This window comes from Novosphingobium sp. PY1, assembly GCF_017312445.1.
Taxonomy (GTDB): domain Bacteria; phylum Pseudomonadota; class Alphaproteobacteria; order Sphingomonadales; family Sphingomonadaceae; genus Novosphingobium.
This window is the reverse complement of record NZ_BLTI01000003.1, coordinates 18,407-32,907: the sequence shown is the minus strand read 5'-3', so window position 1 is coordinate 32,907 and position 14,501 is coordinate 18,407. Positions and strand designations below refer to the sequence as shown.

Sequence of the window (14,501 nt, the reverse complement as noted above, 5' to 3'; positions counted from 1 at the left end):
TCCCCCGTAGCATTAACCAATCTCCACGGCCGTTTATGCGGGTGATTCAGTTAAAAATTCGGAAAATTTTACACTCGGGATTCGGCGAAGTTTGACGGGATTCCGCGGGTTTATGATGGGGTGGGTAACCTTTTTTTGCCGGGGCGGCTTAAATTTGCCGCCAGCTTGCCGGTCTTCACCTTGGCAGCGGAGCCGGATGGGCCGGCGAAGCTGATCCGGAACTCGGCACATTCAACGGGAGCTACCTAAATGTCTGTTATCAATACCAACATCAGTGCGATTCGGGCTACCAACGCCTCGAACTCGGCAAGCAAGATGCTCAGCACCTCGATGGAACGCCTGTCGACCGGCAAGCGCATCAACTCCGCCAAGGACGACGCCGCAGGCCTCGCCATTGCGACCTCGATGACCTCGCAGATCAAGGGCATGAGCCAGGGCATCCGCAACGCTAACGACGGCATCTCGATGGCGCAGACCGCTGAAGGCGCGCTCTCGGAAGTCACCAACATGCTGCAGCGCGTTCGCGAACTGACCGTTCAGGGTTCGAACGACACCTATTCGGCCGACGACCGCACCCGCATGCAGACCGAAGTTTCGCAGCTTCAGTCGCAGATCACCGACGTTCTGGGCAACACTGAGTTCAACGGCAACAAGCTGTTCGACGGCACCGCCGGTACTGCCGGCACCGTCAAGATCCAGGTCGGCGCCAACGCTTCGGACACCATCGACCTGACCTTCGACGACGTGAGCGCCGGAACCGGCATGACTGCAGCCCTTGCCGTCGATGTGACCGCGCTGGCCGGTACCGAGCTCGACGACCTCGACACTGCTCTTGACGAAGTCTCGACCGCTCGCGCCAACTTGGGTGCTTCGCAGAACCGCCTCGACTCGGCCGTCAACACGATGACTGCCAACGTCACGAACCTCTCGGACGCCCGTTCGCGTATCGAAGACGCTGACTACTCGTCGGAAACGACCGCGATGGCCAAGTCGCAGATCCTGTCGCAGGCGTCGACCGCGATGCTCGCCCAGGCGAACCAGAGCCAGCAGAACGTGCTCTCGCTGCTTCGCTAAGTAGCGAAAAGTAACCAATAGCCTGCATTCGGCAGGCTAGGGCCCCGACGGTTCTCCCCAGTCCGTCGGGGCCTTCTCCGTGCCTGCGCTTCGCGCGGGCCGAAGCGATTCGTGCCGTTACCGAAGGCAACGCGTGGCAGCCGAGCGCGAATCGCGAACGGGTTAACGGCGAATCGGTAGGTGATTCGCTCTCGGCGAAGGCGCCGTGCCAGGGGCGTCATCCTTCGACAGGCTCAGGATGAACGGTGTGGGTGGCGCTGTCCTCGCTCTCCAGCCCTTTCACCCCACCGCCTTCCGCTCAGGCAGAGCTTGTCGAAGTCCGGTTACGGCGGCGCGCGGTTCGCGTCCTGCGACAGTCTTCGGATGAGCAGTGACGTTGGCGCTGTCTTCGCTCTCCTGCATTGCCGCTCACTCTACCCCCAGCTCAGGCAAAGCTTGTCGAAGCCCGATCGCGGAGGCGCATGGCCCGCAGCCCGCGACAGGTTGAGGATGAATGGAGCGGGCGGGGCAGATCTCGATCACTTCGCGGCCACAGCCCTGTGTGGGCTGATCTGGTCGATGCCGCCCCGGCTTGGCCAGGTCGGATCCCAGCTCAAAGAAAAGCCCGCTCACGTCCAGGCCGGGGGATCGCGCATGAGTGCGGCAATCGCTCGGCGTGGGCGTGAACGGGCTGTCGTCAGGTGATTGGAGATCCGGGCCTACGGAGTTTGGAGACTGGCGGCCCGGCGAGGTTCGATGGCTTTTTGCGGCGGATCGTCCGGGAACGTCCGTCCCTTGCGCATTCTTTCTATTGTAGAGGGGTGGAACCGATGGGGGCGAATGGAAGGCGGGAACGCGGAAGGTGAGGGCATGGGGACCCTCACCTCACGGGCCGAAGATGATTGGAGATCGGGGGATCGGCCCGATTCGCGTCCCGCCGTGGACCGAGCCGAAGCTCAGTCCAGGAGAGTGATCGAGATACGGCGGTTGCGCGGGTCCTGCGGATTGTCGGGAATCAGCAGTTCCTTGTCGGCTACGCCTTCGATCCGCTTGAAGCGGTCTTCGGCGATGCCGTCACGCATCAGCGCTTGGCGGGTGGCTTCGGCGCGACCGGCCGAGAGCGACCAGTTGTTGCCGTAAGTGCCAGACTTGTAGGGCAGGGCGTCGGTGTGGCCACGCAGGGTCAGCTGGCCGCCGTCGGCTCCTACCGCGTCCGCAATCGCCGAGATCAGCTCGACTGCATCGGGCGTCAGCACGGTGGTGCCGAGACGGAACATCGAGAAGTCGGCATCGTCGACGAGGTCGATGCGCACACCGATCGAGGTGTCGACGAGGCGGACCTGCTTGGCCAGCTTGCGCAGCCTTTCGGTCGAACGCAGCTTTTCCTCGACAGATTGCTTGGCGCGGGCCGAGCGCTTGATCTTGGTGCCGCCCTCCTTGGGGCCGCCGGTCGCATCGCGCGGGATCGTCATGGCCTGGGTGCCGGTCTGGCCCATGGCATGCGGATAATTGTCGACGTCGGTCAGCGAAGAACCGCCCAGCAGGCCGTTGTTGGACCCGGCCGAGGATTCCTTGGTCTTGACCAGGGTCGGCGTGAAGTAGTCGGCAATGCCCTTGCGCTGCTTCTCGGTCGTCGCGCCGAGGATCCAGAGCAGGAGGAAGAAGGCCATCATCGCGGTCACGAAGTCGGCGTAGGCAACTTTCCAGGCACCGCCGTGGTGTCCGCCTTCCACCACCGTGATCTTCTTCACGATGATCGGCGGCGGCAATTCGTTCTTGCCTCGCTTGGTGGCCACGTCAGCGTCCCCTCATCGCGTCGAGAAGTTCGGACAGGCCGGGGCGGAAGGAGTGGCCGAGACCCGAGCGGGCCGATTCCACGACCAGCGGCTGCGGCCATCCGTGAAGGCTGGCGATGACTACCTGCTTGACGGCGTGGAAGATCTGCTCGTCTTCCTCGATCACCTGCTTGAGGCGGCCGGCCATCGGCGCAACGATGCCGTAGGCGAGCAGCACGCCCATGAAGGTTCCGACGAGCGCCGAGCCGATCATGCCGCCCAGAACCGAGGGCGGCTCGTCGATCGAGCCCATCGTCTTCACCACGCCGAGAACGGCGGCGACGATGCCCAGCGCAGGCAGCGAGTCTGCGAGCGTCTGCAGCGCGTGCTGCGGCTCGTGAAGCTCGTGGAAATGCGTCTTCATCGCATTGTCCATGACGTCCTCGACGGCATGGACTTCCAGCGTGCCCGAGGAGACCACGATGAGCGTCAGGGTGTCGCAGATCAGGTGGACGAGCGCGTCGTTGGCCAGCAGCCGCGGGAACTCGGCGAAAAGCGCGGACGACTTGGGTTCGTTGACGTGGCTTTCCAGCGCAACCGGACCTTCGGTGCGCAGGATCTTCATCAGGCGCGTGGTCAGGATGATCGCGTCGATGTGATCCTGCTTGTTGTGCTTGGGGCCCTTGAAGACCTTGGCCATGCCGCTGCCGAGCGCCTTGAGCTGGTGCATCGAGTTGCCGGTAACGATAGCGCCCACAGCGGCGCCGCCGATGATCAGCATCTCATGCGGGATCGCGTGCATGACCGGTCCCAGCGCGCCGCCGGTGAGGGCGAAGCCGCCGAATACCATGACCAGCAAGATCACGACGCCGACGATTGCAAACATGTTTGGAAGTCCCCCTGAAAAGTAGAAACCCGGTCCTGTCCCGTTGGACCGGGGGCAAGCGTCAGCTCAGATTGTTGAACAGCGATAGATTGGCGAGCTTGGTGAAGCTGGCCTGGCTGGCTTCCAGCACCAGCAGCGCTTCCTGCAGCGAAGCCGCGGTGGATGCGATGTCGGTCGCGCCGATGTCGGTCTCCTCGGTGGAGCGAAGCTGCGATAGGTTGGTGCGGCGATCGGTGGTCAGCTCGATCCAGGCAAGGCGGGTGCCGACCACGGTCTGTCCGGTCGTGAGCGAGTCGAGGCCGGCCTTGAGCGCATCCAGACCGTCATTGGCGGCACCGGCCGGATCGGCGGCCGCACCCTGAAGCGCAGCCCCGAGATTTTTCACGACCGACAGCAGGTCCGTCGGCGTACCGCCCACAGAGAAGTTGAGGAATTCCGGTCCGGTCAGCGAACGGGCGACCGTCTGGCCTTCGCCGAGCGGAAGGGTCCCCGAGGAAGGCGTGCCGACATAGACGGGATTGCCCGAGGCATCGAGCGCATAGGCGTCGCCGGAGCTTTCGCCGCCGAACAGGGCATGGCCGTTCGAATCGCGCGCATTGGCGAGGGTCATCAGGGTCGAATAGATCGAGTCCAGTTCGCGGCCGATGGAGGCGCGCTGGTCGCTTGAGATCGAATCGCTGGCCGCCTGGGTGGCGAGTTCCTGCGCACGGATCAGCGCATCCGACATGTCGGAAAGCGCGGCGTCGGCAAGGCTCAGGTCGGCATTGGCGCGCTGCGAGTTGGACTTGTCGATGTTGGAAAGCGATTCCAAACGCGAGAGCGAGCGCAGGCGCGAGGCCGCGACCGGATCGTCGGACGAGCGCGAGAGCTTGCTGCCGCTGGAGAGCTGGCCCTGCAGCGTCTCGGTCTGCGCGCGCAAGTCCTTCAGGTTGGCGCGGGACCGTTCGAAGAAGGCACTGGTGCTGGTGGAAACGATCGCCATGTCAGCCTCACCTGATGTTCAGGATGGAATCGAAGATGTCGCTTGCGACCTGCATGACGCGGCCGTTGGCCTGGAAAGCCTGCTGGTAGCGCACGAGGTTCACCGCTTCTTCGTCGAGGTCGACGCCGGCCTGCGCCTGGAGCGCGACCTTGGCGGTGCTTGCGATGGATTCCAGGGCGTCGCGCGTGACCGTGCGGCCGGCGACGGCGCTGGAAATGGTAAAGAGCAGGGTGTCCATTTCGCCGGCCGGATCGGCGGTGTCGAGGGCGCTGCGAAGGTCAGTCAGGTTGGCGGGGTCGCGGCTGTTCGCTGCCGATCCGGCAGGGGCCGTCGCGATCGCGCTGCCATTGGTGGCGATCATCGCCATGTCGCCGGCGCCGGTACCCGAAAACAGCGGCTGGCCGGCATTGCCGTTGAGGTCGGCGCCATTGGCCTGTGCGGTGTTGACGACGTCGACGATCTTGGCGGCCAGCGTGTCTAGCTGGCTGCGGGTGTCGGCAAGCTGGGTGAGGGCCTGGCTCTGGCCGGCGAGCGCGCCCGAGCTGATCGAGGCGGCCGCGCCGTCCAGAGTAAAGGATATGGTGCCGTCGGCGGCCGTCGCCATCGCCAGCGTCGCTGTGGTGCCGCCCGAGACCAGCGTCTGCCCGGCTGTGCCGCCGATGGTGACGCTGACGGTCTTGTCCGGATTGTAGCTGGCGCTGACGTTGGCGACCTTGCTCATCTGCTCAAGCAGCGAGTCGCGCTGGTCGAGCAGCGTTGTCTGGTCGCTCGACTGGTCCGACGCGCGTGAGAGGCGCAGGTTGACGCGGGCCAGTTCGCCGGCGAGCCGGTTGACCTCGTCGACGCCGTCCTGGGCTTCGAACTGCAGTCCCTTGCCGACCGCATCGAGGCTGGAAGACGCGACGTTGAAGGTTTCCGAAAGGGTCCGTCCCTGCTCCAGCACGGCGGCTCGCAGCGAACCGTCGGTGGGGTCGGACAGAAGCTGCTGAAGGCTGCCTTCGAAGGCGACGATGGCGTCATAGACGCCGGTCTGTTCGACGGAGCTCTCGATGTTTTCCAGGCCCTGGACTTCCGTGCTCGCGCGGGCGGCATCGGCGCCGGTGCGGCGCACTTCGGCCTGGCGGAAGACGTCGGCATTGCGCACGACCCCGTTGACCCGAACGCCTGCGAGATTGACCGCCGTCGGGGCCGAGCTGACCGAGTTCGCAGCGAGTTCGGACACGCTGATCGTGCGGCGGACATAGCCCTCCGACGACGCGTTGGCGATATTCTGCGCGGTCAGGTCCAGTGCGGTGCGGGCCGCCGCAGCGCCGGACTTGGCAATCGAGAGGAGGTCTGCGCCCATGGTTTACCTTTGCGCCTTTTCTTGCGCCGCGACGTCGGCTTCTGGCGTGGTCTCTGCAGGCAAGAACCGTGCCATCTGCGCCTCGATGATCGAGGCCATGCCGAGCGTGCCGGATTCGGCGGTGACATCGGCGAAGTGCTCGTCCTGAAGCTGTCGGAATGTGTCCATCGCCTGGCTGCCGAAGACGTCCTCGCCGCCAAAGTCGGTCTTGCGGGCGGCGGCCAGCATCTGGCGCACGAAGATGGCTTCGAACTGCTTGGCCGTCGTGTGCAGCTTCTCGCGGTCGCTGCTCTGTGCGTTGACGGTCAGGCCCGGGGTGGAAGGCAGGATGACGCTCATATCACCACCATCTCGGCCTTGAGCGCGCCGGCCTGCTTGAGCGCCTCGAGGATCGCCACGAGGTCAGAAGGGGTGACGCCCAGCATGTTGAGGGCATCGACGACCGAGGACAGCGAGGCACCAGGCTTGAACATCGCGACCGAACGCTTTTCCTCGTCGGTCGTGATCGTGCTGTTCTGCTCGACGGCGGTCCGGCCGCGGCTGAACGGCGCGGGCTGGACGACTGTCGGGTCCTCGTCGACGCGCACGGTCAGCTTGCCGTGGCTGATCGCGGCGGGCGAGAGGCGCACCGCATTGTTGATCACGACGGTCCCGGTGCGGCTGTTGACGATGACGCGCGCGGCGGTTTCCGCCGGTTCGACCTCGATCATCTCGATCGCGGCCATGACGCTGGCCCGGGTGTCGGACTGCGGCGGCAGGCGCAGGGCGAGGGTGACGCCGTCCTCGACCGAGGCGGTGCCCGGCAGGCGGCGGTTGATCGCGTCGCGCACGCGCGAGGCCGTGAGGAAGTCGGCGTTGAACAGGTTCCAGCGCAGCAGGGGATCGCTGTCGAAGCCGGTGGCGACCGCACGTTCGACGCTGGCGCCATCGGCGATGCGGCCCACGGTCGGAATGTTGACGGTGACGTTCGAGCCGTCCTTGCCCGAAATGCCGAGCCCGCCGACCGCCAGGTTGCCCTGGGCCATCGCGTAGATCTGGCCGTCCGCGCCGTAGAGCGGGGTCATGATCAGCGCGCCGCCGCGCAGCGACTTGGCCTTGCCGATTGTCGAGACGGTCACGTCGATGCGCTGGCCCGGCTTGGCGAAGGCAGGCAGGTCGGCCGTGATCATCACTGCGGCGGCATTCTTGAGACCGGGCGAGACGCCGGGCGGCAGGGTCAGGCCCATGCGGCCCGAAACGCCCTTCATCGCCTGCGTCAGGTATTCCAGGTTGTCGTCGCCGGTGCCGGGCAGGCCGACGACTATGCCGTAGCCGGTCAGCTGGTTGGAGCGCACGCCCTGGAACTGGCCGAGGTCGCGTACGCGTTCGGCGCTGGCGATGCCCGGGGTCAGCGCGGTCATCGCTGCGGCAAGGACGAGCAGGATTTTGCGGATCATCTCGGCCTCCCTCAGAACGGCGAAATCATGTTGAAGAACTTGCCCAGCCAGCCCTGGCGGCTGGCGCGCTGGAGCGAGCCCTTGCCCGAATATTCGATCTTCGCATCTGCCACGCGGCTGGAGAGGATCGAGTTTTCCTCGTCGACGTCGGCCAGGCGAACGATGCCGGAGAACCGGACCCATTCATCACCCTGGCTGAGCAGCATCTGCTTTTCCCCTTTGACCAGCGCGGTGCCGTTTGGCCGCACTTCGGCGATCGTGACGGAAAGCGTCGAGGCGAGCGAACTCGTCTGGGCCGCATTTCCCTGACCATTGAACGACGAAGAGCTGCTGGCTTTAAGCGCATCGGGATTTAAAAATGACAGCGGCCCGGCCGTGGGCGGGGTGATCGAGGCGCCTCCGCCCTTCTGGCTCTTGGAACTGACGGCCTTGGACGCCGTCGTTGTCTCGATCAGGACGATGGTCAGCGGATCGCCGATCCGGCGCGCACGGTTGCCTTCGTAAAGTGCGGCATAGCCGGCCGAGGCATTGAAGATGCCGCCGGTCGGCGCGCTTGGCGCTGCGGGCTGGGCCAGGGGCAAGGTCGGCTCGAAGCCCGAAGGCTTGTGCTTCTTGGCATAGGCCGGCGCGCCGCCGAGTGCCGCAAGGGCGGCAACTGTGGCGATGGCCGAAACGATGGTCTTGCGCGTCATGGCGATCACAGCGTCTGGTTGGCGTTCTGCAACATCTGGTCGACGGCCGAGATCATCTTGGAGTTGATCTCGTAGGCGCGCTGGGTTTCGATCATGTCGACCAGCTCCTCGACGATGTTGACGTTGGAGGCCTCGAGCATCCCCTGCCGGATCTGGCCGCGGCCGTTTTCGCCGGGAACGCCGATCTGCGCCGGGCCGCTGGCCGCGGTCTCGAGCATGAAGTTGTCCGAGGAAGCCTGCAGGCCGCCCGGGTTGGTGAAGCTGGCGACCGTGATCTGGCCGAGCTGCGTCGGGTCCGACTGGCCGGCGATCTGCGCCGAGACGGTGCCGTCGGTCGAGATGGTGATCGACGTGGCATTGTCCGGGACGGTGATCGAGGGCTGCAGCGCGTAACCTTGCGAGGTCACCAGCTGGCCTTCGGACGAACGGGTGAAGTTGCCCGCGCGGGTATAGCCGAGCTGGCCACCGGGAAGCTGGACCTGGAAATAACCCGTGCCGTCGAGCGCGAGGTCGAGCGAGTTGCCGGTCGTCTCCAGCGAGCCTTGCGTTTCCATGCGCGTGGTCGACTGGATGGCAACGCCGGTGCCCAGATTCAGGCCGGTGGCGTAAGTGGTCTCGGTCGATGAGTCCGCCCCGGCCACGCGCGCGTCCTGGTAGGCCAGCGTCGCGAAGTTGGCGCGGTCGCGCTTGAACGCGGTGGTACCGACGTTGGCGAGGTTGTTGGCGATCACGCGCATGCGCTGGTCTTGGGCTTCGAGACCGGTGCGGGCGACCTGGAGTGCTGAGCTAGGCATGGTTTCTTACTCCTCAGGAATCGATGCGCATGAGACGCGCGCCGCCTTCGTCGAGCTGCTTGGCGGTGTCGACGAGCTTGGTACGCATGTCGAAAAGGCGCTGGGCCGAGATCATCTCGACCAGCACTTCGGATGCGTTCACGTTTGACTGTTCAAGGGCCTCGGGGGTCAGCCGGGCGTTCTCGTCGACCGGCAGAACGCCGCCGCCGCGCACGCGGAACTGGCCGGCGAGGTCCTTCTCGATCTGCGATCCGGTGGTGCTGACCAGCTTGAGGCGGTCGAGGCGGACCGGCGGGTCCTGGGGCGTTGCCGGGTCCTTGACCAGCACGCCGCCGTCGGGCGCGATGGTGACGATCGAACCGGGCGGGACCGTGACCGGGCCGTTGTCGCCCAGGACGGGCAGGCCCTCGCCGTTCTCGATCACGCCGGTGACCGAGACCGAGAGGTCGCCGCGGCGGGTATAGGCCTCGCCGCCGTCGTAGGCCTGGACCGCGAGCATGGCATCGCCGTCGAGCGCGACGTCGAGCGGATTGCCGGTCGAGGTGACCGAGCCTTCCTTCATCGATGCGCCGCGCACTTCGGTGCTGGTCATCGCGCGCGCTTCCAGCTGCGGGCCTTCCAGCGTCATCGGCGTCGCCTGGATGATTTCCTTGCGAAAGCCGATCGTCTGGGCATTGGCCATGTTGCTTGCGATCACGCGCTCGCGCGTCATCGAGGCATTCATGCCGGAAACGGCGGTATAGATCAGCCGGTCCATGGGGTCAGGTCCTTGTCAGGGTTTGCTACTGCTGGCTTCAGGTCCGCAGGTTGATGATGGTCTGCGAGATCTGGGTGGCGGTATCGACGGCCTTGGCATTGGCCTGGAAGTTGCGCTGCGCGGTGATCAGCGAGACCAGTTCCTCGGCGATGTCGACGTTGGAACGCTCGATTGCACCGGAGAGCAGTTCGCCATAGAGACCGCCGCCCGCCTGGCCGTAATTGGCAGCGCCCGAAACGCCGGTGGCTTCCCAGCTGGCATTGCCGACCTGCTTGAGACCGGTGGGAGAGATGAAAGAGGCCATCGCGACGACGCCGAGCGTGGCGTTCGAACCGTCGGCGTAAGTGGCGACGACGTTGCCGTTCACGCCGATCGTGACACCGGCGAATTCCGAACCGGCTGCGTTGGTCTGCGGGATCTGTACGTCCTGCAGGGTGGTGGTCGAAGTGATCGCGCCGGTGGCGTCGACCGGGAAGGCCTGCAGGCGCGAACCCACGGCATTCTGGACATAGCCCTGGCCGTCGACGTTGAACGAGCCGGCGCGGGTGTACTGGGTCTCACCCGAGATCGGCGAGACGACGGTGAAGAAGCCTTCACCGTTGATCGCGATGTCCAGCGCATTGCCGGTCTGCTCGACCGCGCCCAGCGAGAAGTTCTGGGTGATTGACGAGACGCGCGCGCCGATGCCGACGGTCAGCTTCGGGTCCGAAAAGGCCGAGGAGGAGACGATGTCCGCGAAAGCGGTATCGCTCTTCTTGAAGCCGCTGGTCTCGGCGTTGGCGATGTTGTTCGAGATGACGTTGAGGTCGGTCTGGGCGTTCTTGAGGCCGGTAAGCGAAGTGTAGAAAGACATGGCGTTGGTCTCCTGGAATGCGGTGTCAGGCGCTGGCCGAGCTGTCGGTCGCCTGCGAAGCGGCTACTTGCTGTGCGAGCGAGGTCAGGGCCTCGTTGGTCGAAGTCTGGGCCGTCACGAGCGTGTCGAGCTTCGAGGAAATCGTGCTCAGCGTGTCGGACATCTCGGTCGTGCTCGAGAGCTGCGAGAACTGCGCCATCTGCGCGAGCATTTCCTTCTGGTCGACCGGGTTGGTCGGGTCCTGCTGCTGCATCTGCGCGAGCATCAGCTTGAGGAAATCGCCGGAATTGAGCGAAGCGAGCGAAGTCTTGTTGGTCGACGAGGTGCTCGTCGACGCGCTTGTCGAATTTACGGAACTGACGGTCATTTGAGCCTCATCGTGTCGAGCATGAGTTGCTTGGCGGTGGAAAGGGCCTCGACCATGTTCTGGTACTGGCGCGAGGCCTCGAGCATCTCGACCATCTCGGCGTTCTCATCGACGGGAGCGGCCCAGACATCGCCGTTTTCATCGGCGAGCGGGTGGTCGGGATTGTGTTCGCGCACCGCTGCGGCCTGTTCGCGCACCACACCCTGCACCTGAACGGTGGCAAGGCCGCTGGCGCGATCGAGGTCCTCGGCGAAGACGGCGCGGATCGGCTTGTAGGCATCCGCCTCGCTGCCCGACACGGTGCCGGCATTGGCGAGGTTGGAAGCGGCGGCGTTCATGCGCACGAGCTGGGCGGACATGCCGCGCTGTGCGACGTCGAAGATGGTAAAGGGCTGACCGGCCATCCTATTCACCTCTCAGTGCGCGTTTGACGTTGTCGACGCGCGAGCGGATGAACTCGAGCGTGGTGGCGTAGCCGACGGCGTTTTCCGAAAAGGCGAGCTGCTCGTTCTGCAGCTCCACCGTATTGCCGTCGAGCGAGGGCATCACCGGAATGCGGTATTGCGTGGCGCTCTGGGCTGCGCTCTCGATATCGGCGCCGTTGCTTGCGGACTTCAGCGCCGCGGCAAAATCGATGTCGCGCGCCTTGTAGCCCGGGGTCCCGGCATTCGCGATGTTCGAGGCGATCACGCCCATGCGCTCGGAGCGAAGCTCGAGCGCCTTGGCGTGAATTCCGAACAGGTCCTGCGGCATTTGTCCTGGCTCCAGGTTTAATCTCCCCGGTTATTCGCAAGTACCGTGCCAGTTTCATCGATTGCCGCGGATTTCCGGGCTTTTGCCGCTCTCTTGCCGGAGGCGGCAGGGCAAGGCGGCAAGGCTTTGCCGGATGGCGGCAAAAAGGATCCGCCAAGCCCCTGAAATTCCCGCATTGCCGTCCGTTCTATCCTGCACGAAGGAGATGCAGCTTCATGCAGGTCGACAATCTGTTCGATGCCACCAGCGCCCTGATCGTTGTGGGCGGTACGATCGCGGCGACGGTCATGCGCTGCGGCCTGCGGGACACGCGCACGGCGTTCGCATCGCTTGGCGGCCTGTTCGGCAAGCGTTTCGATGCTGCCCGCGCCCGCGCCGAACTGGCCGGGCACGTGCGGGAAATGCAGACTGACGGGGTTATCCGCACGGCACCGCATCATTTCGGCGATGCGGAATTCGACGAGGCGACCGATGCCTTGATCGGAACCCGTTCGATCAGCGCCCTGCAGGCGGCCCATGTCGCCCACAAACGCCGCCGCGTGGTGCGCAATCGCCGCGCCGTGCGTACCTTCAACCAGGCGGCAGACCTGTCGCCGGTTTTCGGACTTGCCGGCACGCTTGTCTCGCTCAGCCAGTTGCCCGGCGGCGCGGAAGGGGCCGGAGATTTCACTACTGCAATCTCGATGGCCGTGCTGACGACGCTCTATGGGCTGTTGCTGGGCAACATCGTCTTCGCTCCGCTTGCGCGCGTCGTGGCCCGGGTGGGCGCGAAGGAAGAGCGTGAGCGCCAGAAAGTGCTCGATTGGCTGGAGGGCCAGCTCGTTTCCGCCTTGCCGGCCCATGCGCGCCCTGCGGCCATGGAAAAGGCCGTGGCGTCCATTGCCGCGCGCGGCTCACGCGCGTGAGCGGGCGCGCCTCGGTCGGTTGGCAAACCGCGCTGGCCGACCTTTCCCTGATCCTGTTCATGGTAACGGCCGCCGCGGTGAGCCGGCAGCCGCCCGAAGCCTTCGCCAAGGCCGGAAAGGTTGCGGCGCAGGCTGGCGGCGGAGCAGCGGTTTCGCCGCAGTCCGAGCCGCTCGCCGTCTATGTCGATGCGCCGGGTGCGCCGCCGCTTTCGCGGTGGCTGGCACAGCAGGCCGTCGATCCGCGCCAGCAGCTCACGATCACCGCGCATTACGGAGAGGCCCCCGAGGCGCAGGCCCGCGCGATGGCCGAAGCCACGCGCCTGCTCGAGCAGGCGGGGAGGGCAGGCCACGCCGCACGTATCGTCGTCGAGCCCGGGCAAGGTCCATCGCGCGTCGTCATTGCTTACGATGCGCCGCTGGTGAACGATGAGGGCAGGGCGGCTGCGCAAGTCAGCCTCTCGTCGCGCGGGACGCAGAAAAATGCGCCGGAAGTGGCACGGAAATTGCAGGAGTCGGGCCAAAGTTAAAGCTACAGGATACCCTGAAGATGACGACTGGCCTTGTCCTCGCTGCCGCCGCGGCAGCTTCCGCCCTTGCCGGCTTTGCCGATCTCGAAGCGATCGACCGGCAGGTTGCCGGCTTTACCGGAGCGCCGATCGGCGCGGTCGGCGGGGCCATGACGGGTGTCGACCGCCGTCTGCGCCTGCAGCCTTGCCGCAGCGGACTGGCGCTGTCCTGGCGCACGACGATGCATGACAGCGTCGTCGTCCAGTGCGGCGATGCCAACGGCTGGCGGATTTTCGTGCCGGTGCGCCAGGCCGCTCCGGTCGCCGCCGCTCCCGTGGCCAATGCGGTCAATCGCGGCGATGCGGTCGCGATCTCGATTTCCGGTGACGGCTTTTCCGTCTCGCAACCGGGCGAGGCTCTCGATGCAGGTGCCGTGGGCGACTGGATCAGGGTGCGCCCGGTAACCGGCACGCGCACACGTGCCGAACCGATGCGGGGCCGCATCGAACGGCCGGGCGTGGTATCCATTCCCTTGCCCTGAACAAAAACTTTCGGTTTGCCCTTAGTACCTTGCGGCTCATTTCGAAATTTTTTGCCCCGGGCCTTAAAAGAACCTTAGCCCCGCCGTTTTAAGCTGCAGGAACTTTCAAGGAGCGGCATCATGCCACCTATCGAAGTGGGACCTGCACGCGCAATTACCGCGATCAGTGCCAGGCTGGCCCGCACGGCGGGCAAAGACTCCCTGCCCGGCGCGAACGGCGCTGCGGCAGTCAGTAAAACTGCGCCGACCGACAAGCAGGCGGCGATTGCCGCCGGTGCGGCGGTGGAGACGACCGAGGCGCTCGATCCGAGCGCGCCGCCGGTCAATACCGAACGCGTGAAGCAGATCCGCAAGGCCGTGGAATCGGGGACCTATCCCCTCGTTCCCGCCGAAATTGCGGACGCCATGATTGCAGCCGGCGTGCTGCTGAGGAGCGGCAAGTGATTACCAGGACTGAACTTCGTGACACCCTGCGGCAGATGCTTGCCGTGCTGGAAAGCGAACGGCAGGCTCTTGCCGGTCTCGACCTCGACGCGATCGTCGGTGCGACCAACGACAAGGACCGCCTGTGCGGTACCCTTGGCGGCGTCGACGGCATCGAGCTCGACGACGAGTGCCGCAGCCTGATCGATACGGCCAAGCGCCTCAACGAGGTGAACCGGCAGGTCCGCAATATCATTGCCGCCAATGTCACGACGCGTCTCAACGCCATCGTCGGCAGTCCGCAGGTCTATAACGCAACGCCGCGCTATGCGCAGGCAGTGGGCCGCAACTGACATTTGCCTTTCCCGGCAGGAGCCGTTTGGCACGGTTCTTGCTGAAACACTCCCGGTTAGATTTTCGACCGGGAGCCGG

Annotated in this window: 19 protein-coding genes; 6 read left to right on the top strand and 13 right to left on the bottom strand. The window is 65.2% G+C overall.

From position 1 onward, the window contains the following. Positions 1-249: 249 nt before the first annotated feature. Positions 250-1,074, top strand: a complete 825-nt coding sequence (locus tag J3474_RS03135) for a flagellin (protein WP_013834328.1) — start codon at positions 250-252, stop codon at positions 1,072-1,074. A 935-nt stretch (positions 1,075-2,009) separates the two neighbouring features. On the opposite strand, the gene J3474_RS03130 is transcribed toward J3474_RS03135, so the two are convergent. From J3474_RS03130 to flgB, 13 genes are all read right to left on the bottom strand, one after another. Then, positions 2,010-2,849 carry a flagellar motor protein MotB gene (locus J3474_RS03130; protein WP_013834327.1) on the bottom strand — a complete coding sequence of 280 codons (840 nt, stop codon included), beginning with the start codon at positions 2,847-2,849 and terminating at the stop codon, positions 2,010-2,012. 1 nt (position 2,850) lies between these two features. Next, positions 2,851-3,714 carry a flagellar motor stator protein MotA gene (gene motA / locus J3474_RS03125; protein ID WP_013834326.1) on the bottom strand — a complete coding sequence of 288 codons (864 nt, stop codon included), beginning with the start codon at positions 3,712-3,714 and terminating at the stop codon, positions 2,851-2,853. Positions 3,715-3,775: 61 nt separating this feature from the next. Next, positions 3,776-4,696: a flagellar hook protein FlgL gene (locus tag J3474_RS03120; protein ID WP_013834325.1), complete on the bottom strand. Its 921-nt coding sequence runs from the start codon at positions 4,694-4,696 to the stop codon at positions 3,776-3,778. Between the two features lie 7 nt (positions 4,697-4,703). Next, positions 4,704-6,041, bottom strand: a complete 1,338-nt coding sequence (gene flgK, locus J3474_RS03115; RefSeq protein WP_207093069.1) for a flagellar hook-associated protein FlgK — start codon at positions 6,039-6,041, stop codon at positions 4,704-4,706. Between the two features lie 3 nt (positions 6,042-6,044). Beyond that, the gene (locus J3474_RS03110) at positions 6,045-6,380 is read right to left on the bottom strand and encodes a rod-binding protein (RefSeq protein ID WP_207093068.1); all 336 of its coding nucleotides are present in this window, start codon (positions 6,378-6,380) and stop codon (positions 6,045-6,047) included. Further along, positions 6,377-7,477 (bottom strand): flagellar basal body P-ring protein FlgI, encoded by a 1,101-nt coding sequence (locus J3474_RS03105; protein ID WP_207093067.1) that lies wholly within the window; start codon positions 7,475-7,477, stop codon positions 6,377-6,379. Before J3474_RS03105 ends, J3474_RS03110 begins: the two co-directional genes overlap by 4 nt. An 11-nt stretch (positions 7,478-7,488) precedes the next feature. Further along, positions 7,489-8,169, bottom strand: a complete 681-nt coding sequence (locus tag J3474_RS03100; RefSeq protein WP_013834321.1) for a flagellar basal body L-ring protein FlgH — start codon at positions 8,167-8,169, stop codon at positions 7,489-7,491. Positions 8,170-8,174: 5 nt separating this feature from the next. Further along, complete coding sequence (gene flgG, locus J3474_RS03095; RefSeq protein WP_013834320.1) at positions 8,175-8,963, bottom strand: flagellar basal-body rod protein FlgG; 789 nt, start codon at positions 8,961-8,963, stop codon at positions 8,175-8,177. A 13-nt stretch (positions 8,964-8,976) separates the two neighbouring features. After that, positions 8,977-9,720 carry a flagellar basal body rod protein FlgF gene (locus J3474_RS03090; RefSeq protein ID WP_013834319.1) on the bottom strand — a complete coding sequence of 248 codons (744 nt, stop codon included), beginning with the start codon at positions 9,718-9,720 and terminating at the stop codon, positions 8,977-8,979. 37 nt (positions 9,721-9,757) lie between these two features. Then, positions 9,758-10,573: a flagellar hook-basal body complex protein gene (locus J3474_RS03085; protein ID WP_013834318.1), complete on the bottom strand. Its 816-nt coding sequence runs from the start codon at positions 10,571-10,573 to the stop codon at positions 9,758-9,760. A 25-nt stretch (positions 10,574-10,598) separates the two neighbouring features. Then, entirely contained in the window at positions 10,599-10,940 is a 342-nt protein-coding gene (locus J3474_RS03080; protein ID WP_013834317.1) for a flagellar hook capping FlgD N-terminal domain-containing protein, read from the bottom strand. After that, positions 10,937-11,344 (bottom strand): flagellar basal body rod protein FlgC, encoded by a 408-nt coding sequence (gene flgC / locus J3474_RS03075; protein ID WP_007012299.1) that lies wholly within the window; start codon positions 11,342-11,344, stop codon positions 10,937-10,939. Before flgC ends, J3474_RS03080 begins: the two co-directional genes overlap by 4 nt. Position 11,345: 1 nt before the next feature. Beyond that, complete coding sequence (gene flgB, locus J3474_RS03070; protein WP_007012298.1) at positions 11,346-11,693, bottom strand: flagellar basal body rod protein FlgB; 348 nt, start codon at positions 11,691-11,693, stop codon at positions 11,346-11,348. Positions 11,694-11,908: 215 nt separating this feature from the next. Between flgB and J3474_RS03065 the strand changes: the two genes are divergently transcribed. From J3474_RS03065 to J3474_RS03045, 5 genes are all read left to right on the top strand, one after another. Then, a complete protein-coding gene (locus J3474_RS03065) occupies positions 11,909-12,598 on the top strand; it encodes a MotA/TolQ/ExbB proton channel family protein (RefSeq protein ID WP_013834315.1) in 690 nt (229 codons plus the stop codon). Beyond that, positions 12,595-13,125 carry a hypothetical protein gene (locus J3474_RS03060; protein ID WP_207093066.1) on the top strand — a complete coding sequence of 177 codons (531 nt, stop codon included), beginning with the start codon at positions 12,595-12,597 and terminating at the stop codon, positions 13,123-13,125. The genes J3474_RS03065 and J3474_RS03060 overlap by 4 nt, the downstream gene beginning before the upstream one ends. A 20-nt stretch (positions 13,126-13,145) precedes the next feature. Beyond that, the gene (locus tag J3474_RS03055; RefSeq protein ID WP_041559120.1) at positions 13,146-13,646 is read left to right on the top strand and encodes a flagella basal body P-ring formation protein FlgA; all 501 of its coding nucleotides are present in this window, start codon (positions 13,146-13,148) and stop codon (positions 13,644-13,646) included. Between the two features lie 120 nt (positions 13,647-13,766). Then, positions 13,767-14,090, top strand: coding sequence for a flagellar biosynthesis anti-sigma factor FlgM (gene flgM / locus J3474_RS03050; RefSeq protein WP_013834314.1), 324 nt, complete (start codon positions 13,767-13,769; stop codon positions 14,088-14,090). Next, positions 14,087-14,422: a hypothetical protein gene (locus J3474_RS03045; protein WP_013834313.1), complete on the top strand. Its 336-nt coding sequence runs from the start codon at positions 14,087-14,089 to the stop codon at positions 14,420-14,422. Before flgM ends, J3474_RS03045 begins: the two co-directional genes overlap by 4 nt. Positions 14,423-14,501 lie beyond the last annotated feature (79 nt).